Source organism: Citrobacter sp. CFNIH10 (assembly GCF_002934585.1).
GTDB classification, from domain to species: domain Bacteria; phylum Pseudomonadota; class Gammaproteobacteria; order Enterobacterales; family Enterobacteriaceae; genus Citrobacter_A; species Citrobacter_A amalonaticus.
This window is the reverse complement of record NZ_CP026216.1, coordinates 101,003-123,347: the sequence shown is the minus strand read 5'-3', so window position 1 is coordinate 123,347 and position 22,345 is coordinate 101,003. Positions and strand designations below refer to the sequence as shown.

The 22,345-nt window shown below is 52.2% G+C and carries 19 protein-coding genes, 3 tRNA genes and 3 rRNA genes; 13 read left to right on the top strand and 12 right to left on the bottom strand.

Annotation, left to right across the window (positions count from 1 at the left end):
* Positions 1–14 precede the first annotated feature (14 nt).
* From C2U53_RS29840 to metN, 7 genes are all read right to left on the bottom strand, one after another.
* A complete protein-coding gene (locus tag C2U53_RS29840; RefSeq protein ID WP_172740554.1) occupies positions 15–161 on the bottom strand; it encodes a hypothetical protein in 147 nt (48 codons plus the stop codon).
* 53 nt (positions 162–214) lie between these two features.
* The gene (gene proS, locus C2U53_RS03905) at positions 215–1,933 is read right to left on the bottom strand and encodes a proline--tRNA ligase (RefSeq protein WP_042997847.1); all 1,719 of its coding nucleotides are present in this window, start codon (positions 1,931–1,933) and stop codon (positions 215–217) included.
* Between the two features lie 111 nt (positions 1,934–2,044).
* Positions 2,045–2,752, bottom strand: coding sequence for a tRNA (N6-threonylcarbamoyladenosine(37)-N6)-methyltransferase TrmO (gene tsaA / locus C2U53_RS03900; protein WP_044255345.1), 708 nt, complete (start codon positions 2,750–2,752; stop codon positions 2,045–2,047).
* Positions 2,749–3,153, bottom strand: coding sequence for an Rcs stress response system protein RcsF (rcsF, locus tag C2U53_RS03895; protein WP_042323642.1), 405 nt, complete (start codon positions 3,151–3,153; stop codon positions 2,749–2,751). Before rcsF ends, tsaA begins: the two co-directional genes overlap by 4 nt.
* A gap of 118 nt (positions 3,154–3,271) precedes the next feature.
* Positions 3,272–4,087, bottom strand: coding sequence for a methionine ABC transporter substrate-binding lipoprotein MetQ (gene metQ, locus C2U53_RS03890; RefSeq protein ID WP_042997845.1), 816 nt, complete (start codon positions 4,085–4,087; stop codon positions 3,272–3,274).
* Between the two features lie 39 nt (positions 4,088–4,126).
* On the bottom strand, positions 4,127–4,780 hold the full coding sequence (locus C2U53_RS03885; RefSeq protein WP_042323638.1) for a methionine ABC transporter permease MetI: 654 nt from the start codon (positions 4,778–4,780) through the stop codon (positions 4,127–4,129).
* Positions 4,773–5,804, bottom strand: coding sequence for a methionine ABC transporter ATP-binding protein MetN (metN, locus tag C2U53_RS03880; RefSeq protein WP_042997844.1), 1,032 nt, complete (start codon positions 5,802–5,804; stop codon positions 4,773–4,775). The genes C2U53_RS03885 and metN overlap by 8 nt, the downstream gene beginning before the upstream one ends.
* A 189-nt stretch (positions 5,805–5,993) precedes the next feature.
* Here metN and gmhB point away from each other — a divergent pair, with 189 nt between their 5' ends.
* From gmhB to dkgB, 7 genes are all read left to right on the top strand, one after another.
* Positions 5,994–6,560, top strand: coding sequence for a D-glycero-beta-D-manno-heptose 1,7-bisphosphate 7-phosphatase (gmhB, locus tag C2U53_RS03875; protein ID WP_042997843.1), 567 nt, complete (start codon positions 5,994–5,996; stop codon positions 6,558–6,560).
* Positions 6,561–6,930: 370 nt separating this feature from the next.
* Positions 6,931–8,472 (top strand): 16S ribosomal RNA (locus C2U53_RS03870).
* An 86-nt stretch (positions 8,473–8,558) separates the two neighbouring features.
* Positions 8,559–8,634 (top strand) — tRNA-Glu (locus C2U53_RS03865).
* 186 nt (positions 8,635–8,820) lie between these two features.
* Positions 8,821–11,727: ribosomal RNA gene (locus C2U53_RS03860) — 23S ribosomal RNA — on the top strand.
* 95 nt (positions 11,728–11,822) lie between these two features.
* A 5S ribosomal RNA gene (gene rrf / locus C2U53_RS03855) occupies positions 11,823–11,938 on the top strand.
* The 16S, 23S and 5S rRNA genes sit together here with 2 tRNA genes alongside, the layout of an rRNA operon.
* 54 nt (positions 11,939–11,992) lie before the next feature.
* Positions 11,993–12,069 (top strand) — tRNA-Asp (locus C2U53_RS03850).
* A gap of 164 nt (positions 12,070–12,233) precedes the next feature.
* Positions 12,234–13,037, top strand: coding sequence for a 2,5-didehydrogluconate reductase DkgB (dkgB, locus tag C2U53_RS03845; RefSeq protein ID WP_104445647.1), 804 nt, complete (start codon positions 12,234–12,236; stop codon positions 13,035–13,037).
* 21 nt (positions 13,038–13,058) lie between these two features.
* Here dkgB and yafC read toward each other — a convergent pair whose 3' ends face one another.
* Positions 13,059–13,973 carry a DNA-binding transcriptional regulator YafC gene (yafC, locus tag C2U53_RS03840; protein ID WP_044258795.1) on the bottom strand — a complete coding sequence of 305 codons (915 nt, stop codon included), beginning with the start codon at positions 13,971–13,973 and terminating at the stop codon, positions 13,059–13,061.
* A 104-nt stretch (positions 13,974–14,077) separates the two neighbouring features.
* Between yafC and C2U53_RS03835 the strand changes: the two genes are divergently transcribed.
* The 3 genes from C2U53_RS03835 (at position 14,078) to C2U53_RS03825 (ending at position 17,036) form a co-directional block, all read left to right on the top strand.
* Positions 14,078–15,256, top strand: a complete 1,179-nt coding sequence (locus C2U53_RS03835; RefSeq protein ID WP_104445646.1) for an MFS transporter — start codon at positions 14,078–14,080, stop codon at positions 15,254–15,256.
* Positions 15,257–15,387: 131 nt separating this feature from the next.
* A complete protein-coding gene (locus C2U53_RS03830; RefSeq protein WP_042997839.1) occupies positions 15,388–16,188 on the top strand; it encodes an endonuclease/exonuclease/phosphatase family protein in 801 nt (266 codons plus the stop codon).
* A 77-nt stretch (positions 16,189–16,265) separates the two neighbouring features.
* A complete protein-coding gene (locus C2U53_RS03825) occupies positions 16,266–17,036 on the top strand; it encodes a class I SAM-dependent methyltransferase (protein WP_054177343.1) in 771 nt (256 codons plus the stop codon).
* A gap of 48 nt (positions 17,037–17,084) precedes the next feature.
* Here the strand turns inward: C2U53_RS03825 and mltD are convergent, their stop codons facing one another.
* Positions 17,085–18,452, bottom strand: a complete 1,368-nt coding sequence (gene mltD, locus C2U53_RS03820) for a murein transglycosylase D (protein WP_042997837.1) — start codon at positions 18,450–18,452, stop codon at positions 17,085–17,087.
* Between the two features lie 71 nt (positions 18,453–18,523).
* Positions 18,524–19,279: a hydroxyacylglutathione hydrolase gene (gene gloB, locus C2U53_RS03815; RefSeq protein WP_104445645.1), complete on the bottom strand. Its 756-nt coding sequence runs from the start codon at positions 19,277–19,279 to the stop codon at positions 18,524–18,526.
* A gap of 37 nt (positions 19,280–19,316) precedes the next feature.
* Here gloB and C2U53_RS03810 point away from each other — a divergent pair, with 37 nt between their 5' ends.
* Positions 19,317–20,039: a class I SAM-dependent methyltransferase gene (locus tag C2U53_RS03810; protein WP_104445644.1), complete on the top strand. Its 723-nt coding sequence runs from the start codon at positions 19,317–19,319 to the stop codon at positions 20,037–20,039.
* Here the strand turns inward: C2U53_RS03810 and rnhA are convergent.
* Entirely contained in the window at positions 20,036–20,503 is a 468-nt protein-coding gene (rnhA, locus tag C2U53_RS03805; RefSeq protein WP_042997834.1) for a ribonuclease HI, read from the bottom strand. The genes C2U53_RS03810 and rnhA overlap by 4 nt on opposite strands.
* Positions 20,504–20,567: 64 nt before the next feature.
* On the opposite strand from rnhA, the gene dnaQ reads away from it, so the two are divergent.
* Together dnaQ and C2U53_RS03795 are read left to right on the top strand one after the other, a co-directional pair.
* Positions 20,568–21,296 (top strand): DNA polymerase III subunit epsilon, encoded by a 729-nt coding sequence (gene dnaQ, locus C2U53_RS03800; RefSeq protein WP_044258800.1) that lies wholly within the window; start codon positions 20,568–20,570, stop codon positions 21,294–21,296.
* Between the two features lie 133 nt (positions 21,297–21,429).
* A tRNA-Asp gene (locus tag C2U53_RS03795) sits at positions 21,430–21,506 on the top strand.
* Positions 21,507–21,568: 62 nt separating this feature from the next.
* Here the strand turns inward: C2U53_RS03795 and C2U53_RS03790 are convergent.
* Positions 21,569–22,339 (bottom strand): amidohydrolase, encoded by a 771-nt coding sequence (locus tag C2U53_RS03790; protein ID WP_044258802.1) that lies wholly within the window; start codon positions 22,337–22,339, stop codon positions 21,569–21,571.
* Between the last annotated feature and the right edge of the window lie 6 nt (positions 22,340–22,345).

Sequence of the window (22,345 nt, the reverse complement as noted above, 5' to 3'; positions counted from 1 at the left end):
CATCATACACTAAATCAGTAAGTTGGCAGCATCACCCATTTTTTGGATTGTGCATCAATGGCGGCGGCGGATTTATTCGGTGGGCTGACGTCAACGGTGCAGGCCGAAAGCAAAAGAAGGCAAGGGAGGAACAGGCGGTAATACGCCGTGAGTTTAGCCATTTTATACAATCCATGTAAAAAAGAGGCCCTGAAAATCAGAGCCTCTTATGACATCAGCCTTTAATCTGTTTAACCAGATAGTTGACGATGTCGCCGGTTTTTATCAACTGTTTCTCGCCATTGCGACGGTATTTGTATTCAATATCGTCGTTGTCGAGGTTACGGTCGCCCAGCACGATAGTGTGCGGAATACCGATCAGCTCCATATCGGCGAACATCACGCCTGGGCGCTCTTTACGGTCGTCCATCAGCACTTCGATGCCCTGCGCACGCAGTTCGGCATACAGTTTTTCCGCCAGTTCCTGCACACGATAGGACTTGTGCATGTTCATCGGCAGAATCGCCACCTGGAACGGCGCGATAGCGTCAGGCCATACGATCCCGCGCTCGTCGTAGTTCTGCTCAATAGCCGCTGCTACCACGCGTGTGACCCCGATACCGTAACAACCCATGGTCAGGATCTGGTTGCGGCCATCTTCACCCTGGACGGCGGCTTTCATTGCTTCCGAGTACTTGGTGCCCAACTGGAAGATATGACCGACTTCGATACCGCGTTTGATCAGCAACGTGCCTTTTCCATCCGGGCTTGGATCGCCGGCGACGACGTTACGGATATCAGCGACTTCCGGGGTTGCGACATCGCGATCCCAGTTAATGCCGAAGTAATGCTTACCATCCACGTTAGCGCCTGCCGCGAAATCACTCATTGCGGCAACGGTACGGTCAATAATCACCGGCACTGGCATGTTTACCGGGCCCAAAGAACCCGGACCGGCATTCACCAGCGCGCGGATCTCTTCTTCGGTTGCAAACGTTAGCGGGCTGGCAACCTGCGGCAGTTTTTCCGCTTTGACTTCGTTCAATTCGTGATCGCCGCGAACCAGCAGTGCGACCAGCGGAGACTTGCTGTCTTCCACGGCTTTCACCAGCAGGGTTTTCACGGTTTTCTCGATTGGCAGACTAAACTGTTCAACCAGCTCGGCGATGGTTTTTGCGTTCGGCGTATCAACCAGCGTCATTTCTTGCGTTGCAGCGGCGCGCGGCGCTTTCGGCGCAACGGCTTCCGCAAATTCAATGTTGGCCGCGTAGTCAGAGGAATCAGAGAAGATCACATCGTCTTCGCCGCTCTGTGCCAGTACCTGGAATTCGTGTGAGGCGCTACCGCCGATAGAACCGGTGTCAGCCTGTACCGCGCGGAAATCCAGCCCCATGCGGCTGAAGATCTTGCTATAAGCCGCGTACATCGCGTCGTAGGTTTCCTGCAGAGATTCCTGAGAAGTATGGAAAGAGTACGCATCTTTCATCAGGAATTCACGGGAGCGCATCACGCCGAAACGCGGACGCACTTCGTCACGGAATTTAGTCTGAATCTGGTAGAAGTTCAGCGGCAGCTGTTTGTAAGAGCTGAGCTCGTTACGAATCAGATCGGTGATCACTTCTTCATGCGTTGGGCCAAGTACGAACGGACGATCGCCACGGTCAGCAATACGCAGCAGTTCCGGACCGTACTGTTCCCAACGACCACTCTCTTGCCACAGTTCAGAAGGCTGAACCACCGGCATTAACACCTCGATCGCACCGGCGTTGTTCATCTCTTCACGCACGATGTTCTCAACTTTTTTCAGGACGCGCACGCCGGTCGGCAGCCAGGTGTATAACCCGGAGGCCAGCTTGCGGATCATCCCGGCGCGTAGCATCAGCTGGTGGCTGATCACCTCGGCGTCGGCAGGTGTCTCCTTCAGAGTGGAGAGCAGATATTGGCTAGTACGCATGTTGTTACGGTTCCAGTTGAACGATCGAACAGGCTCAATGTGAGCCTGACACAAAAAAAAGTAACTCAGTTTACCAGCGAGAAAGGGATGTCAAAAGAGAAGGGCGTGAAATTAGCGGGGTTCAAGCGCAAAGACTTCAAAACCCGTCTCGGTTACGCGCCAGCGCACGTTGAAATCATGCAGCCAGACAGCATAATTTTTACCGGTCTCTTCCCCTTTTCGATAGGCAGGACGCGGATCCTGCGCCAACACATCACGAATAAACGTCTTCAGCAGGGGATAACGTTTTTCCAGCGCGGGAAACTGTTGCTCAATCTCGTCGGTAAAACTCACCGACATTTCGGCTTGCGGTGCCTGTTGCGCATAGCTGGCGGTCGCATTCGGTAGCGATTCCGCGAACGGCAGGTAAGGCTTGATATCGATGACCGGCGTACCGTCAACCAGATCCAGACTGCCCAGTTGCAGAATGACCTGATCTTTCTGACAGACAACGCCTTTCAGTTCAACCAGCGACATGCCGACGGGATTGGGGCGAAATGTTGAGCGCGTAGCAAATACGCCCATCCGCGCATTGCCGCCAAGACGAGGCGGGCGCACGGTGGGGTGCCATCCCCCTTCCATCGTCTGATGGAAAACAAAGATCACCCATAAGTGGCTGAATGCTTCAAGACCGCGTACCGCATCGGCCTGATTGTAAGGAGACAGCAGGTGCAGTTCGCCGTTGACGCTTTTTACCAGCCCTGGCTGGCGGGGAACGGCGAACTTCTCTTTGTAAGGCGAGCGAATGACACCGATTTGCTCAAACTGAAAATGACTCATTTAGCCGAGATGTTGAGCGCAGAACCAATGCAGACAGCCTGACGATAACAACCCGGCGTCCCGCTGGTGACTTCACAGCTATGCAGTAACACGGCATTGGCTTTCATTTTTGACGCATTAATCTGCATGCGTTTACGTGCTGTCGGGATGTTCGGCGGAGAGTCCTGGTTAGAGGCCTGACAGGATTCACCGGTCACTTCACCGAGATCGCGGAACGGCTTGCCGACCAGATCTTCAGCATTGGTGTAAATTCTGACGGGAACAGCGCGCGGCGCTTTCGGTTTTTCCGGCTCCGCTTTTGGCGGGGTTGCGGTGCTTTGAACGGGTTCAACAGGGGATCTGCTTAGCATGGAACAGCCGCTCAGCATGAGTGCCAATAAACAGATCGGTAAAGCACGCATAATATTTCCTCAATGAATGATCTAACTGTCACATATTGAATCAGGAGCTTGCATAAATGACAAGACGGGCAAACGCCCGTCCTGAATGATATTACAGATTGTGAAAAGCGCCTAAAAATTACCAGCCCTTAACAGCACCACCGTTGAAGACTTTATTGGCGGCTTCGTAAACTTCGTCAGACTGATAGGCCTGAACGAATTTCTTCACGTTCTCCGCGTCTTTGTTATCTTCACGGGTCACGATCAGGTTGACGTACGGGGAATCTTTATCTTCAACGAAGATACCGTCTTTCGCCGGCGTCAGGTTGATCTGGCTGGCATAAGTGGTGTTGATTACCGCCAGAGCAATTTGCGCATCGTCAAGAGAACGCGGCAACTGAGGGGCTTCCAGTTCAACAATTTTCAGATTTTTCGGGTTCCCGACGATATCCAGTGAGGTCGGCAGCAGACCCACGCCATCTTTAAGTTTGATCAGACCGACTTTTTGCAGCAGCAGCAGAGAACGGCCCAGGTTGGTTGGATCGTTCGGAACCGCTACCTGCGCGCCATCCTGAAGCTCATCCAGAGATTTGATTTTTTTAGAGTAGCCCGCAATCGGATAAACGAAGGTATTGCCTGCGGCAACCAGCTTGTATCCGCGATCTTTGATCTGCTGATCCAGATACGGTTTGTGCTGGAAGGCGTTGGCATCGATATCGCCTTTGCTCAGCGCTTCGTTCGGCAGAACGTAGTCATTGAAGGTCACCAGTTCGACGTCCAGACCGTATTTTTCTTTCGCAACTTTTTGTGCGACTTCAGCTACCTGCTGTTCCGCACCGACAATCACGCCGACTTTGATGTGGTTTGGATCTTTTTCATCCTGACCGCAACCCACGAGTGCCAGAGAACCAATCAGGGCGCCGACTGCCGCAATGGTTTTGAATTTGAACGCCATGCTTATTTCCTTAATGTGATAATTGTGTTTTGTAGAACGTTACTTGTGCGTCACAGTCCGGACGATGCGATCGCCCGCGAACTGAATTAAATAAACCAGAACAACGAGTAATACCAGTACCGTATTCATAACAGTAGCATTGTATCCAATATAGCCGTACTGATAGCCGATCTGTCCAAGGCCGCCGGCACCCACGGCACCGCCCATGGCGGAATAACCAACCAGGGTAATCAGCGTAATTGTCGCAGCGTTTACCAGCCCTGGCAGGGCTTCTGGCAGCAGCACCTTACGTACAATTTGCAGCGGTGTTGCGCCCATTGCGCGGGACGCTTCAATCAGGCCGGTCGGGATTTCCAGCAGGGCGTTTTCCACCATACGGGCGATAAACGGTGCCGCGCCGACGGTGAGCGGGACAATGGCAGCCTGCAAACCGATTGATGTCCCGACAATCACACGAGTGAACGGAATCATCCATACCAGCAGAATAATGAACGGAATCGAACGGAAGATGTTCACAACCGCAGACAGTGTGCGGTAGAGCTTCGCGTTCTCAATGATTTGCCCGGGACGCGTGACGTACAGCAGCACGCCAACGGGAAGACCAATCACAAAACCAAAGAACCCGGATACGAAGGTCATCGCCAGCGTTTCCCAGACGCCACGAACCAGCAGCCACATCATCGGCTCAGACATAACCCAGTACCTCTACTTTTACATGGTGTTCCTGCAGCCAGGCAATCGCGGCTTGCGTTTCTTCTTGTGTGCCGTGCATTTCAGTCAGCATGATGCCGAACTTCACACCGCCGGCGTAATCCATCTGCGCGCTAATAATGTTGTTATTCACGTTAAAGCGGCGCGCCGTTTCGGAAAGCAGCGGCGCATCCACCGACTGACCGGTGAATTCCATGCGCAACATCGGGACGCTGTCGGTCGTCGACTCCGCTTTGAGGCGTGCCAGATAATCTTCCGGAATATCCAGATGCAGTGTGGACTGAATAAATTTCTGCGCCAGGGGCGTTTTCGGGTGGGAAAACACTTCGCTGACGGTATCTTGCTCAATCAGCTCACCGTTGCTGATGACGGCTACGCAGTCGCAGATGCGTTTCACCACGTCCATTTCGTGCGTGATCAGTAGAATGGTCAGGCCAAGGCGACGGTTAATGTCTTTCAGCAGTTCAAGAATGGAGCGAGTAGTGGCTGGGTCCAGCGCACTGGTCGCTTCATCACACAGCAACACTTTTGGCTGACTTGCCAGTGCACGGGCGATAGCGACACGCTGTTTCTGACCACCAGACAGATTCGCAGGGTAGCTGTCGTGCTTATCACCCAGGCCAACGAGATCGAGCAGTTCCGTCACGCGGCGCTTAATTTCTTCCTTTGGGGTGTTATCGAGTTCCAGCGGCAGCGCGACGTTACCAAAAACGGTTCGGGAGGCCAGCAGGTTGAAGTGCTGGAAAATCATGCCAATCTGACGACGCGCCTTAGTCAGTTCAGATTCTGATAGCGTCGTCAGTTCCTGTCCGCCAACCTGAACGCTTCCTTCTGTCGGGCGCTCCAGCAGGTTTACACAGCGGATCAGCGTACTTTTACCTGCGCCTGAGGCACCGATAACGCCATAAATTTGTCCGGCAGGAACATGCAGGCTAACGTTATTCAACGCCTGAATGGTGCGGGTCCCCTGATGGAACACTTTGGTGATATTCGAAAGTTTAATCATTGATTATTTATTATCGTAATGAAGTTACCGTGGCATTTTCGTCTGTCTGATGCGGTCAAAAGCCGTCAACAAAATGGATGTTAAGGCATCCAGACGTCTAAATCAATCAGGGTTTCTACGATGAGCACTTTCTTGCCTGCCGAAACATGCGATACTAGCGCCACATGCCTTATTCAGGAGCTATAAAAGGTGGCAAAGTCCGTACCCGCTATTTTTCTCGACCGTGACGGCACAATTAATGTTGATCACGGCTACGTACACGAAATCGACGAGTTCGAATTTATCGACGGTGTTATTGATGCTATGCGCGAGCTTAAAACACTGGGCTATGCGCTGGTAGTTGTCACCAACCAGTCAGGGATTGCGCGCGGCAAATTTACCGAAGCGCAGTTTGAAACATTAACAGAGTGGATGGACTGGTCACTGGCCGATCGCGATGTCGACCTCGACGGTATCTATTATTGTCCACACCACCCGCAAGGCAGTGTGGAAGAGTATCGCCAGGTTTGTGATTGTCGTAAGCCGCATCCCGGTATGCTTATCTCGGCCCGCGATTTCCTGCACATTGATATGGCCGCGTCTTATATGGTGGGCGACAAATTAGAAGATATGCAGGCTGCGGCTGCGGCAGGAGTCGGGACAAAAGTGTTAGTGCGAACCGGCAAGCCCATTACTGCGGAAGCAGAAAATGCGGCAGATTGGGTATTAAATAGTCTTGCTGATCTGCCATCGGCGATAAAAAAGCAGCAAAAATAAGCATTGTGGTTAAAAGGTGAGCGGTTGAAATAAAACTGCATTTTTCCGCTTGTCTTCCTGAGTCGACCCCCTATAATGCGCCTCCATCGACACGGCGGATGTGAATCACTTCACACAAACAGCCGGTTCGGTTGAAGAGAAAAATCCTGAAAATCAGGGTTGACTCTGAAAGAGGAAAGCGTAATATACGCCACCTCGCGACAGAGCGCTAAAGCGCGTCGCAACTGCTCTTTAACAATTTATCAGACAATCTGTGTGGGCACTCAGAGTGACATGGATTCTTAACGTCGCAAGACGAAAAATGAATACCAAGTCTCAAAGAGTGAACACGTAATTCATTACGACGTTTAATTCTAAGAGCATCAAACTTAAATTGAAGAGTTTGATCATGGCTCAGATTGAACGCTGGCGGCAGGCCTAACACATGCAAGTCGAACGGTAACAGGAAGCAGCTTGCTGCTTTGCTGACGAGTGGCGGACGGGTGAGTAATGTCTGGGAAACTGCCCGATGGAGGGGGATAACTACTGGAAACGGTAGCTAATACCGCATAATGTCGCAAGACCAAAGAGGGGGACCTTCGGGCCTCTTGCCATCGGATGTGCCCAGATGGGATTAGCTTGTTGGTGAGGTAACGGCTCACCAAGGCGACGATCCCTAGCTGGTCTGAGAGGATGACCAGCCACACTGGAACTGAGACACGGTCCAGACTCCTACGGGAGGCAGCAGTGGGGAATATTGCACAATGGGCGCAAGCCTGATGCAGCCATGCCGCGTGTATGAAGAAGGCCTTCGGGTTGTAAAGTACTTTCAGCGGGGAGGAAGGGGTTAAGGTTAATAACCTTAGCCATTGACGTTACCCGCAGAAGAAGCACCGGCTAACTCCGTGCCAGCAGCCGCGGTAATACGGAGGGTGCAAGCGTTAATCGGAATTACTGGGCGTAAAGCGCACGCAGGCGGTCTGTCAAGTCGGATGTGAAATCCCCGGGCTCAACCTGGGAACTGCATTCGAAACTGGCAGGCTTGAGTCTCGTAGAGGGGGGTAGAATTCCAGGTGTAGCGGTGAAATGCGTAGAGATCTGGAGGAATACCGGTGGCGAAGGCGGCCCCCTGGACGAAGACTGACGCTCAGGTGCGAAAGCGTGGGGAGCAAACAGGATTAGATACCCTGGTAGTCCACGCCGTAAACGATGTCTATTTGGAGGTTGTGCCCTTGAGGCGTGGCTTCCGGAGCTAACGCGTTAAATAGACCGCCTGGGGAGTACGGCCGCAAGGTTAAAACTCAAATGAATTGACGGGGGCCCGCACAAGCGGTGGAGCATGTGGTTTAATTCGATGCAACGCGAAGAACCTTACCTGGTCTTGACATCCACAGAACTTGGCAGAGATGCCTTGGTGCCTTCGGGAACTGTGAGACAGGTGCTGCATGGCTGTCGTCAGCTCGTGTTGTGAAATGTTGGGTTAAGTCCCGCAACGAGCGCAACCCTTATCCTTTGTTGCCAGCGGTCCGGCCGGGAACTCAAAGGAGACTGCCAGTGATAAACTGGAGGAAGGTGGGGATGACGTCAAGTCATCATGGCCCTTACGACCAGGGCTACACACGTGCTACAATGGCATATACAAAGAGAAGCGACCTCGCGAGAGCAAGCGGACCTCATAAAGTATGTCGTAGTCCGGATTGGAGTCTGCAACTCGACTCCATGAAGTCGGAATCGCTAGTAATCGTGGATCAGAATGCCACGGTGAATACGTTCCCGGGCCTTGTACACACCGCCCGTCACACCATGGGAGTGGGTTGCAAAAGAAGTAGGTAGCTTAACCTTCGGGAGGGCGCTTACCACTTTGTGATTCATGACTGGGGTGAAGTCGTAACAAGGTAACCGTAGGGGAACCTGCGGTTGGATCACCTCCTTACCTTAAAGAACCTGCCTTTGTAGTGCCCACATAGATTGTCTGATGAAAAGTAAAAAGCAAGGCGTCTTGCCGAAGCAGACTTCAGTGTCCCCTTCGTCTAGAGGCCCAGGACACCGCCCTTTCACGGCGGTAACAGGGGTTCGAATCCCCTAGGGGACGCCACTTGCTGGTTTGTGTGAGTGAAAGTCGCCGGCCTTTGTATCTCAAAACTGACTCAGCGAGTCATGTTTGAGATATTTGCTCTTTAAAAATCTGGATCAAGCTGAAAATTGAAACGACACACTGTTAATGGTGTGTTCGAGTCTCTCAAATTTTCGCAATCAGAAGTGAAACATCTTCGGGTTGTGAGGTTAAGCGACTAAGCGTACACGGTGGATGCCCTGGCAGTCAGAGGCGATGAAGGACGTGCTAATCTGCGAAAAGCGTCGGTAAGGTGATATGAACCGTTATAACCGGCGATGTCCGAATGGGGAAACCCAGTGCAATTCGTTGCACTATCGTTAACTGAATCCATAGGTTAACGAGGCGAACCGGGGGAACTGAAACATCTAAGTACCCCGAGGAAAAGAAATCAACCGAGATTCCCCCAGTAGCGGCGAGCGAACGGGGAGCAGCCCAGAGCCTGAATCAGCATGTGTGGTAGTGGAACGGTCTGGAAAGGCCGGCGATACAGGGTGACAGCCCCGTACACAAAATTGCATGTGCTGTGAGCTCGATGAGTAGGGCGGGACACGTGGTATCCTGTCTGAATATGGGGGGACCATCCTCCAAGGCTAAATACTCCTGACTGACCGATAGTGAACCAGTACCGTGAGGGAAAGGCGAAAAGAACCCCGGCGAGGGGAGTGAAAAAGAACCTGAAACCGTGTACGTACAAGCAGTGGGAGCCTCTTTAATGGGGTGACTGCGTACCTTTTGTATAATGGGTCAGCGACTTATATTCTGTAGCAAGGTTAACCGAATAGGGGAGCCGAAGGGAAACCGAGTCTTAACTGGGCGTTAAGTTGCAGGGTATAGACCCGAAACCCGGTGATCTAGCCATGGGCAGGTTGAAGGTTGGGTAACACTAACTGGAGGACCGAACCGACTAATGTTGAAAAATTAGCGGATGACTTGTGGCTGGGGGTGAAAGGCCAATCAAACCGGGAGATAGCTGGTTCTCCCCGAAAGCTATTTAGGTAGCGCCTCGTGAATTCATCTCCGGGGGTAGAGCACTGTTTCGGCTAGGGGGCCATCCCGGCTTACCAACCCGATGCAAACTGCGAATACCGGAGAATGTTATCACGGGAGACACACGGCGGGTGCTAACGTCCGTCGTGAAGAGGGAAACAACCCAGACCGCCAGCTAAGGTCCCAAAGTCATGGTTAAGTGGGAAACGATGTGGGAAGGCTCAGACAGCCAGGATGTTGGCTTAGAAGCAGCCATCATTTAAAGAAAGCGTAATAGCTCACTGGTCGAGTCGGCCTGCGCGGAAGATGTAACGGGGCTAAACCATGCACCGAAGCTGCGGCAGCGACACTAAGTGTTGTTGGGTAGGGGAGCGTTCTGTAAGCCTGTGAAGGTGTGCTGTGAGGCATGCTGGAGGTATCAGAAGTGCGAATGCTGACATAAGTAACGATAAAGCGGGTGAAAAGCCCGCTCGCCGGAAGACCAAGGGTTCCTGTCCAACGTTAATCGGGGCAGGGTGAGTCGACCCCTAAGGCGAGGCCGAAAGGCGTAGTCGATGGGAAACAGGTTAATATTCCTGTACCAGGTGTTACTGCGAAGGGGGGACGGAGAAGGCTATGTTGGCCGGGCGACGGTTGTCCCGGTTTAAGCGTGTAGGTGTGTGTTCCAGGTAAATCCGGTTCACTCTAACACTGAGGCGTGATGACGAGGCACTACGGTGCTGAAGCAACAAATGCCCTGCTTCCAGGAAAAGCCTCTAAGCATCAGGTAACATCAGATCGTACCCCAAACCGACACAGGTGGTCAGGTAGAGAATACCAAGGCGCTTGAGAGAACTCGGGTGAAGGAACTAGGCAAAATGGTGCCGTAACTTCGGGAGAAGGCACGCTGATACGTAGGTGAAGCGATTTACTCGTGGAGCTGAAATCAGTCGAAGATACCAGCTGGCTGCAACTGTTTATTAAAAACACAGCACTGTGCAAACACGAAAGTGGACGTATACGGTGTGACGCCTGCCCGGTGCCGGAAGGTTAATTGATGGGGTTATCCGTAAGGAGAAGCTCTTGATCGAAGCCCCGGTAAACGGCGGCCGTAACTATAACGGTCCTAAGGTAGCGAAATTCCTTGTCGGGTAAGTTCCGACCTGCACGAATGGCGTAATGATGGCCAGGCTGTCTCCACCCGAGACTCAGTGAAATTGAACTCGCTGTGAAGATGCAGTGTACCCGCGGCAAGACGGAAAGACCCCGTGAACCTTTACTATAGCTTGACACTGAACACTGGTCCTTGATGTGTAGGATAGGTGGGAGGCTTTGAAGCGCGGACGCCAGTTCGTGTGGAGCCGCCCTTGAAATACCACCCTTTAATGGCTGGTGTTCTAACGTAGGCCCGTAATCCGGGTTGCGGACAGTGTCTGGTGGGTAGTTTGACTGGGGCGGTCTCCTCCTAAAGAGTAACGGAGGAGCACGAAGGTTAGCTAATCCTGGTCGGACATCAGGAGGTTAGTGCAAAGGCATAAGCTAGCTTGACTGCGAGCGTGACGGCGCGAGCAGGTGCGAAAGCAGGTCTTAGTGATCCGGTGGTTCTGAATGGAAGGGCCATCGCTCAACGGATAAAAGGTACTCCGGGGATAACAGGCTGATACCGCCCAAGAGTTCATATCGACGGCGGTGTTTGGCACCTCGATGTCGGCTCATCACATCCTGGGGCTGAAGTAGGTCCCAAGGGTATGGCTGTTCGCCATTTAAAGTGGTACGCGAGCTGGGTTTAGAACGTCGTGAGACAGTTCGGTCCCTATCTGCCGTGGGCGCTGGAGAATTGAGGGGGGCTGCTCCTAGTACGAGAGGACCGGAGTGGACGCATCACTGGTGTTCGGGTTGTCATGCCAATGGCACTGCCCGGTAGCTAAATGCGGAAGAGATAAGTGCTGAAAGCATCTAAGCACGAAACTTGCCCCGAGATGAGTTCTCCCTGACCCTTTAAGGGTCCTGAAGGAACGTTGAAGACGACGACGTTGATAGGCCGGGTGTGTAAGCGCAGCGATGCGTTGAGCTAACCGGTACTAATGAACCGTGAGGCTTAACCTTACAACGCCGAAGCTGTTTTGGCGGAATTGAGAGAATTTTCAGCTTAGATTCAGATTATGTCACTGCGTGAAAACGGGGTGATAAAACAGAATTTGCCTGGCGGCTGTAGCGCGGTGGTCCCACCTGACCCCATGCCGAACTCAGAAGTGAAACGCCGTAGCGCCGATGGTAGTGTGGGGTCTCCCCATGCGAGAGTAGGGAACTGCCAGGCATCAAATTAAGCAGTAAACTGATGTAAAAATCAGTGGTTGTAGAAAAATTCGGTGGAGCGGTAGTTCAGTTGGTTAGAATACCTGCCTGTCACGCAGGGGGTCGCGGGTTCGAGTCCCGTCCGTTCCGCCACTTATTAAGAGCCCTGAGTTAACACTCAGGGCTTTTTCTTTGCCTTAAATCTAATTGTTGCTAAAAACGCAAAAATCCTCTGCATTTTTCGCTCTTTTTCAACAAAACGCAAAACGTCATAATCCTCTCAGTTAACGAACATGATGAATCAAAGAGGAATTATTATGACTATCCCGGCATTCGGTTTAGGTACCTTCCGTCTTAAGGACGATGTTGTTATTGCATCCGTAAAAACGGCTCTGGAGCTCGGTTACCGTGCTGTCGATACTGCACAAATCTATGATAATGAAGCCGCAGTTGGCCAGGCAATTGCAGAGAGCGGCGTTCCGCGCAATGAGTTGTACATTACGACCAAGATCTGGATTGAGAATCTGAGCAAAGACAAGCTGATCCCTAGCCTGAAAGAGAGCCTGAAAAAACTGCGTACTGATTATGTTGATCTGACGCTGATCCACTGGCCATCACCAAATGATGCTGTATCGGTTGAGGAATTCATGCAGGCGCTGCTGGAAGCGAAAAAGCAGGGACTGACGCGTGAAATCGGTATCTCTAACTTCACTATCCCGCTGATGGAAAAAGCCATTGCAGCGGTTGGTGCTGAAAATATTGCGACTAACCAAATTGAACTGTCTCCTTACCTGCAAAATGGCAAAGTAATTGACTGGGCGAAAGCACACGGTATCCACATCACGTCTTACATGACGCTGGCATATGGTAAGGCACTGAAAGATGAAGTGATTACCCGCATCGCGGCGAAACACAACGCCACTGCAGCTCAGGTGATCCTGGCATGGGCGATGGATGAAGGTTACTCGGTCATTCCTTCTTCCACTAAGCGAGAAAACCTGGCAAGCAACCTGTTGGCGCTGGATCTAACGTTAGATGCCGAAGATAAAAAAGCGATCGCTGCTCTGGATTGCAACAATCGCCTGGTAAGCCCGGAAGGACTGGCTCCGCAGTGGGATTAATGCGTTAACCCCTGAATGCCTTTAACCCTCTTTAACAGCTCCTCCGGGAGCTGTTCTTATATATTCACTCAGAAAATCGATAAATGCCCGAATACGCGTACTCACGGCACGATCGCTGTAATAGACGGCGCTGAACGGCATCTCTACCGGCAGGCGTTTATCGGCCATCAGCTCCACCAGTTCACCTCGCGCAATTTCCCGATCAATCATGTAGTCCGACAGGCAGGCAATGCCGTTTCCGCTGAGGCAGAGCTGTTTAAGCGTTTCGCCGCTGTTTGACGAAATTCCACAGACAATCTCGTGAAGTTGCCCATCGCTACAAGCGATAGGCCAGGTGTTGAGGGATACGGGTTCGGTGAAACCCAGGCACAGGTGTGCTTTTAGCTCTTCCACTGTTTCCGGCTTCCCGTATCGTTCAAGATAGTCCGGCGAGGCAATAATCTTCCGATAGCTGTTAAAGAGCGGTCGGGCGCGGAGACTGGAATCCGTCAATGTGCCTGCACGGATTGCAATATCCACTTTTCTCTCGATCAAATTGATAAAGGTTTCAGAGGAAACAAGAGAAAGCGTAATTTCCGGGTAACGTTCGCGGAAAGGCTTTATCAACGGCATCAGAAAATGCAGCATCACCGGCGTGGCGGCATCGATACGGAGCACCCCGCGTGGAGTGCTGCGTGTCTCCATGATTTCCGTTTCTGCCGCCGCCATCTCCTGCAACAAAGACTGGACGCGGCGAAAATAGCGTTCACCTTCTTCTGTCAGGCTGAGCTGCCGGGTTGTGCGGTTGAGTAAACTCACGCCAAGCTTCATTTCCAGCTTTTTAACTGCCCGGCTAACCGCTGAGTTTGCCTGACCTAACTGTTCTGCCGCCCGGCTGAAACTTCCGCTTTCTACCACTGAAACAAAAATGGCGAGTTCTTCTGAAGTTGCTTTCATTTTTGCACCCGAAGCAAAATTGTATTGAGATTTTGGATGTTTTTGTTATTAAACCATCCCGGCATACTGCGTGTCATCCGAATACTGATGATATGGAGCGATTTATGCCTCTCGCGTTATTTGCGCTGACAATAAGTGCCTTTGCTATTGGCACAACCGAATTTGTGATTGTAGGCCTGGTGCCGACAATTGCCGAACAGCTGGCCATTTCTCTGCCTTCAGCGGGGATGTTGGTTTCCATCTATGCCCTCGGCGTGGCGATTGGCGCGCCAGTACTGACGGCATTGACTGGACGTCTGCCGCGTAAGCCGTTGCTGGTTGCGCTGATGGTCCTGTTCACGGCGGGCAACCTGCTGGCATGGCAGGCTCCTGGCTATATGACGCTGATTGCGGCCCGTTTACTGACCGGTCTGGCTCATGGCGTGTTCTTCTCGATTGGCTCCACCATTGCCACCAGTCTGGTAGCAAAAGAAAAAGCGGCTTCTGCCATTGCAATCATGTTTGGTGGTCTGACGGTTGCTCTGGTGACCGGGGTTCCTCTGGGGACGTTCATCGGCCAGCATTTTGGCTGGCGCGAAACCTTTCTGGCCGTTTCTGTGTTGGGCGTGATTGCGCTGATCAGCAGTCAGTGGCTCATTCCGGCGAACATTCCTGGACGCGCCGCGGCGACGCTGCGTGACCAGTTGAGTGTCTTAACGCATCCACGCTTGTTGATCATCTATGCGATCACGGCATTGGGCTACGGCGGCGTCTTTACCGCATTTACCTTTCTGGCGCCGATGATGCAGGATCTGGCGGGTTTCTCGCCTGCCGCAGTGAGTTGGATCTTATTAGGCTATGGCGTATCCGTCGCGGTAGGTAACATCTGGGGCGGAAAACTGGCGGATAAACATGGGGCGGTGCCTGCGCTGAAGTTTATTTTCGCCGCACTGTTTGTACTGTTGCTCGTCTTTCAGTTTACCGCCACAATGCAGTACGCCGCGCTGGCAACGGTACTGGTGATGGTGATCTTTGCTTTCGGCAATGTACCGGGTTTGCAGGTCTATGTGGTGCAAAAAGCCGAACAATTTACGCCGAATGCGGTAGATGTGGCATCCGGCCTCAACATCGCGGCTTTTAACATCGGGATTGCGATCGGTTCTGTTGTCGGCGCACAGACGGTGGAGCACTTCGGCCTGACGCAAACACCGTGGATTGGGGCATTGATTGTGTTGGGAGCCTTCCTGTTGATGGGGATTAGTGGTCGACTGGATAAACCCGCACGCGTAGCCGTGCTGGGTTAAGTACTTGATGTAAGTGTGTGCTTACAAAACAATCTGCAATTGGTCGTTGAAAGTGTGAGCTAAAATCCCTATAACAGAAGAACCAGTCCGGCACCGGGCTGGTTGACGTTACAGAGGTTTGAAAGTCAAAAGTGCGAAAAAACACCTATGCCATGCGCTATGTTGCCGGACAACCCGCTGAGCGGATTTTGCCGCCCGGGTCATTTTCGAGCATCGGCCAGGCATTACCCGCCGGGGCGCCGTTAAGCAGTGAAGATCGGATCCGTATCCTGGTGTGGAATATCTTTAAGCAGCAGCGAGCGGAATGGCTTTCGGTGCTGAAGAATTTTGGCAAAGATGCGCACCTGGTGTTGTTACAGGAAGCGCAAACGACGCCGGAGCTGGTGAAGTTTGCGACGGCGAATTACCTGGCGGCCGATCAGGTGCCGGCATTTGTTCTGCCACAGCATCCGTCAGGGGTGATGACGCTCTCATCCGCGCATCCCGTATACTGTTGCCCACTTCGTGAGCGAGAGCCTATCCTGCGCCTGGCAAAATCGGCGCTGGTTACCGTCTATCCGTTGCCCGATACGCGACTGTTGATGGTCGTTAATATCCATGCGGTTAACTTTAGTCTGGGGGTCGATGTGTATAGTAAGCAGTTACTTCCAATCGGTGACCAGATTGCGCATCACAGTGGCCCGGTGATTATGGCCGGAGATTTTAATGCCTGGAGCCGACGCCGCATGAATGCGCTGTATCGCTTCGCGCGCGAAATGTCGTTGCGCCAGGTTCGTTTTACTGACGATCAGCGCCGTCGTGCGTTTGGTCGCCCCCTGGATTTTGTCTTTTATCGTGGTCTGAACGTCAGTGAGGCTTCAGTACTGGTCACACGCGCATCCGATCACAATCCGCTACTCGTTGAATTCAGTCCCGGCAAACCTGTGCAGTAAGGTGTGTCAGGTCTGCCGTTGGGGCAGACCTGTAGTGGTGCTGCCCTTTATCTTGCAAACAACCAAAGGACAGCATAATGACAACACACTCCCACCACGATAACGTCGAAAAGCAGTTTGGCTCCCAGGCGAATGCCTATTTAACCAGTGCCGTGCATGCAACCGGTCGCGACTTGCAGCGTCTGGCTGAGCGCCTTTCTGCGTTCCCTCATGCCAGCGTACTGGATATGGGCTGTGGCGCCGGGCATGCAAGCTTTATCGCCGCGCAGAATGTGAAACAAGTGGTGGCTTACGATTTATCTTCGCAGATGCTTGACGTTGTGGCGCAGGCGGCAAAAGAGAAGGGATTAGCCAACATCACCACCAGGCAGGGCTATGCCGAAAGCCTGCCGTTTGAGGATGCTGTCTTTGACGTTGTTATCAGTCGTTATTCCGCGCATCACTGGCATGATGTGGGCAGAGCGCTGCGCGAAGTTAATCGGGTATTAAAACCGGGCGGAGTCCTGATTATTATGGATGTCATGTCCCCAGGGCATCCGGTCCGCGATATCTGGTTACAGACGGTGGAGGCATTGCGCGACACCTCGCACGTTCGCAACTATTCCAGCGGCGAATGGCTGGCGCTGATGAATGATGCAAACCTGATTGTTGATTCGTTGATAACCGACCGTTTGCCGCTGGAGTTTAGTTCATGGGTGACGAGAATGCGCACACCCGCTGAACTGGTAGATGCGATTCGTCTGTATCAGGTAAGCGCCTCTGCGGAGGTGAAAGCTTACTTCGCTTTACAGGACGAGGGATCGTTTACCAGCGATACCATCATGGCCGAAGCGCACAAAGCGGCATAAGGAAAAAAGGCACCGGGGGAAATCGGTGCCTTTTAATATTGTGAGCTATCAGGAGTCTGGCGTGTTGTTGTTTTTCACAAACAACGTCAGTTGATCGCCGGGCTTCAGATTGTCCGTATCGTTGTTCCAGCGCATGACATCTTTGATGTTAACGCCGTGACGTTTAGCAATGCTCGAAAGCGAATCGCCCTTACGTACACGATAGGTAATGCTGTCGCTGTTTTTAGCCAGTTGCTGTGCACTGTTACCGGCACCCACCGTCAGACTTTGGCCCACTTTCAGCGTTGAACCACGCAGCTTATTCCACTGCTGCAGATCCTTCGTGCTCACGCCGAGACGTGAAGCAATGCCTGAAAGCGTATCGCCAGAGCGAACGGTGTAACTACGACTGTTCAGCGGGGTGTTATCAGCCACCAGAGTGGACTGTACGGCAGCAATTTCGCCAGAGGCCAGAGATTCACGCAGTTTCTCTGCATGCTTCTTTGGTACCATTACGTATTGCGGACCGCTTGCGCCCAGCGTGGAGCCTTTCACACCAGCATTAAAGGTCTTCAGCTTGCTGACGGGAATCCCCGCCATATCGGCAACCTGCGCCATTTCAACCGGACTGCTTAAACGAACACGCGCCAGTGCACGACTTTCGTCTGTGGTTGGCAGACGTACGCCATAACGTTTGCTGTTCTTGAGAATATCACTCAGGGCCAGCATTTTTGGCACGTACAGCTTCGTTTCCTGAGGCAACGGCAACGACCAGAAGTCGGTGGATTTCCCACGCGCTTTGTTCGTTTTAATCGCCTTCATGACCCGACCTTCACCGCTATTATAAGCCGCAACGGTCAGCAGCCAGTCGCCGTCAAACATTTTGTTCAGACGTTGCATCATGTCGAGCGCTGCGGTTGTGGAAGCCACCACATCGCGACGCGCGTCATAACTGCGGGTCTGTTTTAAACCATAATTGCGCCCCGTGCTCGGAATGATCTGCCAGATGCCTGCGGCATTGGCGCCAGACGTCGCATGAGGATCAAAAGCGCTCTCCACTATGGGTAGTAGTACCAGTTCCATTGGCATGTTACGTTTCTTAACTTGCCCGGCTATCCAGTACATATACGGCTCTGCCCGTAAAGTTACATCGTGGAGATAGCTCTTATTGCGTAAATACTTCTGTTTTTGTTCGCGAATCCGGTCGTTTTCCGGAATTCCCATCTTTAGCTCGTCGCCAATGAAAGCCCACAAGTCTTGATCCGGCGCGAGGGACGTCCCATCGTCCATCCATCGAGCCTGACTCGTAAACTTTCCTGCTTCCCCTTGACCAGCTGCAGAAAGGCTCTGTGCGTGCTGTTGGACATTACCGGCGTTTTGAGACGACTGGCAACCCACGAGCAGGACAGAGGCGAGTAAGATCGCTTTTGCCTTCATGTGTGTGTCAATAGTTGCTTAAAAGACGACCGATCATAACGGCGAAGTTTTGAAAAGGCAACCTGCAATTATCAGAAGCTGTCTTTCTTTGACCTTAACCAGGCAAATCGCTCTTCAGGGTGTTGCAATATTGTTTCTTTGTTAATTTCATTAATTAAATCAATATCTTCTGTTCTCAAAAAAATATTATTTTGCCGCTCATTTTTCAGAATAACGGGGAGTGTCATTTGTTTTTTTACCCGTAACTCATTAACTTTACGATAATAATCATTTATGAACGAATCGTGCGGCAGGATGCTCAGAGCAAACTTCATATTTGCTAAAGTATATTCATGGGCGCAACAAATGAGTGTATCGTCTGGAAGTGCGGATATTTTTTTAAGTGATTGATACATCTGACTCGCTGTGCCTTCGAACAGGCGTCCACAACCACCCGAAAACAGCGTATCTCCGCAGAAAAGATAAGGATGGCTAAAGTAACAGATATGTCCTAAAGTGTGACCGGGTGTAGCAAATATACTAAATTCATGCCCCAAAATGAGGGCGGAATCGCCATCTTCGACTATATGAGTGACCCCCTTATCTTGTGTCTCTGCTGGTCCGTAAACCACTAGTTTAGGAAAGTTCTGTACCAGTTCTTTCACGCCACCCACATGGTCCTGATGATGATGAGTGAGTAGAATAGCCTCTGGCTGCCACTGGTTTTCGGCAATCGCTTTTAACACCGGCGCGGCGTCGCCCGGGTCCACGATCAGACAACGTCCTTCATCATTACTCAGAACCCAGATGTAATTGTCCTGAAACGCCGGAATACTGTTAAGATTCATAAATTACCTCTCTGTCTATGCATAACGGATGGTTGTGATGAAACCGGCAAAAAACCCTCAAACAGTCGTAGCACCCGATCGCTGGAGCGATTTGCCCTGGGGAGAGTACTATCGTGAGGCGCTGGAAAAACAGCTTAACCCGTGGTTTGCAAAAATGTATGGTTTTCACCTGCTTAAGGTGGGCAATTTAAGTGCAGAAATCAACTCGGAAGCCTGTGCGGTTTCGCATCAGGTTAACGTTTCTGCCAAAGGCTCGCCGGTTCAGGTTCAGGCCGATCCGCTTCATCTCCCTTTTGCCGATAAATCGGTCGACGTCTGTCTACTGGCGCACACGCTACCCTGGTGCGCCGATCCCCACCGCTTGTTACGTGAAGCCGATCGGGTACTCATTGATGATGGCTGGCTGGTACTGAGCGGATTCAACCCGGTGAGCCTGATGGGGCTGCGCAAGCTGGTGCCGGTGCTGCGTAAATCGTCGCCTTATAATAGTCGTATGTTTACGCTGATGCGCCAACTGGACTGGCTGTCGCTGCTGAATTTTGAAGTGCTGCACTACAGCCGTTTTCACGTCCTGCCATGGAAAAAGCAAGGAGGAAAGATGTTGAGTGCACACCTTCCTGCGCTGGGCTGTATGCAGATGATTGTGGCGCGTAAGCGAACGATTCCGCTTACGCTCAATCCGATGAAACAGAACAAGGCGAAAGCGCGCATACCGCAGGCCGTTGGCGCGACCCGGCAATATCGCAAGCCGGACGTTTAAGCTTCGGGCTGATAACCAACGTCTTCCTGAGTAGGATTCATGGCGGCGGCACGGGCAAGCTCATCGCAACGCTCGTTTTCTGGATGACCGGCATGGCCTTTTACCCACTCCCATTTGATCTGATGCTGCCCGAGAGCGGCATCAAGACGCTTCCAGAGATCGACATTTTTTACCGGTTTTTTGTCGGCGGTTTTCCAGCCGCGTTTTTTCCAGTTATGAATCCATTGGGTGATCCCCTGGCGCACATACTGACTGTCAGTGCTCAAAATGACTTCACAATGTTCTTTCAGGGCTTCCAGGGCGACGATCGCCGCCATCAGCTCCATGCGATTATTGGTCGTGAGGATATAGCCCTCATTAAAGGTTTTTTCGCGCCCGCGATAGCGTAAAATTGCCCCGTAACCGCCCGGACCTGGATTGCCCAGGCACGAACCGTCGGTGAAAATTTCTACCTGTTTAAGCATCTCTGGTAGACTTCCTGTAATTGAATCGAACCGTAAAACGACAAGTCTGACATAAATGACCGCTATGAGCACTGCAATTACACGACAGATCGTCCTCGATACCGAAACCACCGGTATGAACCAGATCGGCGCGCACTACGAAGGGCACAAGATCATTGAGATCGGTGCTGTAGAGGTGGTGAACCGCCGTCTGACGGGGAATAACTTCCATGTCTATCTGAAGCCTGATCGGCTGGTGGATCCGGAAGCGTTCGGTGTCCACGGTATTGCGGATGAGTTCCTGCTGGACAAGCCGACATTTGCCGAAGTGGCGGATGAATTTCTCGATTATATCCGCGGGGCGGAACTGGTCATTCATAACGCGTCGTTTGATATCGGCTTTATGGATTATGAGTTCAGCAAGCTCAACCGCGATATCCCGAAAACCAATACTTTCTGTAAAGTCACCGATAGCCTGGCGCTGGCGAGGAAGATGTTCCCAGGCAAGCGTAATAGCCTGGATGCATTGTGCTCGCGTTATGAGATAGACAACAGCAAGCGTACGCTGCACGGCGCATTGCTCGATGCCCAGATTCTGGCTGATGTTTATCTGATGATGACCGGCGGTCAGACGACGATGGCGTTTTCGATGGAAGGGGAAACCCAGCAGCAGGGCAATACGGGGATCCAGCGGCTTGTACGTCAGGCCAGCAGGCTACGCGTCGTTTTCGCCACCGATGAGGAAGTGGCGGCCCATGAATCGCGCCTCGACCTGGTGGAAAAAAAAGGGGGAAGTTGCCTCTGGCGGGCGTAGAAAGTCGGCAAATGGGGTAAAAACCGCCGCTCGGGTGATTTTTAGAGCAAACGATTAAAAACGTGAGAAAAAGCGTTGACGAGGTGTCTGGCAATCCGTAATATGCGCTTCGTTCCCAAGTGGAACACATCGCGGAGCGGTAGTTCAGTTGGTTAGAATACCTGCCTGTCACGCAGGGGGTCGCGGGTTCGAGTCCCGTCCGTTCCGCCACTATTCAGAAAGCCTGAGTCAGTAATGATTCAGGCTTTCGTCGTTTTTATCTCGTCAAAAAATCAGCGCAGAATAAACGGGTCGGCATCCTGCCAGGCCGGAAACGTCTCCCGATACGCTTTCAGCGCACTCAAAGAAAGTTCCGCGTCAATGCGAGTAGCCTGATGGGCTTCCGCTGTCGCAATGATTTCTCCTTGCGGGCTGATAACCCGACTGTCGCCACGATAGTGATGCCCGTTGCCGTCGGTGCCGACGCGGTTACATCCAGCCACCCAGACCTGATTTTCAATCGCGCGCGCCGCCAGCAACGTCTGCCAGTGCTGAGAACGAGGCGCCGGCCAGTTGGCGACATACAGCGCCAGATCATAATCATTCAAATTGCGTGACCATACCGGAAACCGCAGGTCATAACAGACCTGCGGGAGAATGCGCCACCCGCGCCATTCCACGATCACGCGGCGGTTGCCTGGCTGGTAATGATGATGTTCGTCAGCCATTCGAAACAGGTGGCGTTTATCATAAAAGTGCACGTTACCTTCTGGCTCGACCAGTAAAAAACGGTTCACCGCGCCACGTTCTGTCTGAAGCGCGGCGCTACCGGCAATCAGAGCGTTCGTTCGCTGCGCCTGTTTTTGCATCCATGAAATCACCTCCTCCTGAGTGGGCGCTTCTCTGGCAGCCTCCATCGCAAACCCTGTGGTGAACATTTCGGGTAAGACGATGAGATCGCGCCCCGTTACCGGTTCCAGTAAAAGGTCAAAGTGACGCAAATTGGCGGGTCCATCCATCCAGACCAGCGGTTGTTGCAGCAGCGTAATTTTCAAACCAGGCACGGTAGG

Coding starts and splice junctions, on each gene's coding strand:
- C2U53_RS03835 (WP_104445646.1), top strand. CDS start 14,078: ATGCCTCTCGCGTTATTTGCGCTGACAATAAGTGCCTTTGCTATTGGC.
- metQ (WP_042997845.1), bottom strand. CDS start 4,087: ATGGCGTTCAAATTCAAAACCATTGCGGCAGTCGGCGCCCTGATTGGT.
- C2U53_RS29840 (WP_172740554.1), bottom strand. CDS start 161: ATGGCTAAACTCACGGCGTATTACCGCCTGTTCCTCCCTTGCCTTCTT.
- rcsF (WP_042323642.1), bottom strand. CDS start 3,153: ATGCGTGCTTTACCGATCTGTTTATTGGCACTCATGCTGAGCGGCTGT.
- proS (WP_042997847.1), bottom strand. CDS start 1,933: ATGCGTACTAGCCAATATCTGCTCTCCACTCTGAAGGAGACACCTGCC.
- dkgB (WP_104445647.1), top strand. CDS start 12,234: ATGACTATCCCGGCATTCGGTTTAGGTACCTTCCGTCTTAAGGACGAT.
- C2U53_RS03825 (WP_054177343.1), top strand. CDS start 16,266: ATGACAACACACTCCCACCACGATAACGTCGAAAAGCAGTTTGGCTCC.
- mltD (WP_042997837.1), bottom strand. CDS start 18,452: ATGAAGGCAAAAGCGATCTTACTCGCCTCTGTCCTGCTCGTGGGTTGC.
- tsaA (WP_044255345.1), bottom strand. CDS start 2,752: ATGAGTCATTTTCAGTTTGAGCAAATCGGTGTCATTCGCTCGCCTTAC.
- dnaQ (WP_044258800.1), top strand. CDS start 20,568: ATGAGCACTGCAATTACACGACAGATCGTCCTCGATACCGAAACCACC.
- gloB (WP_104445645.1), bottom strand. CDS start 19,279: ATGAATCTTAACAGTATTCCGGCGTTTCAGGACAATTACATCTGGGTT.
- metN (WP_042997844.1), bottom strand. CDS start 5,804: ATGATTAAACTTTCGAATATCACCAAAGTGTTCCATCAGGGGACCCGC.
- C2U53_RS03885 (WP_042323638.1), bottom strand. CDS start 4,780: ATGTCTGAGCCGATGATGTGGCTGCTGGTTCGTGGCGTCTGGGAAACG.
- yafC (WP_044258795.1), bottom strand. CDS start 13,973: ATGAAAGCAACTTCAGAAGAACTCGCCATTTTTGTTTCAGTGGTAGAA.
- rnhA (WP_042997834.1), bottom strand. CDS start 20,503: ATGCTTAAACAGGTAGAAATTTTCACCGACGGTTCGTGCCTGGGCAAT.
- C2U53_RS03810 (WP_104445644.1), top strand. CDS start 19,317: ATGAAACCGGCAAAAAACCCTCAAACAGTCGTAGCACCCGATCGCTGG.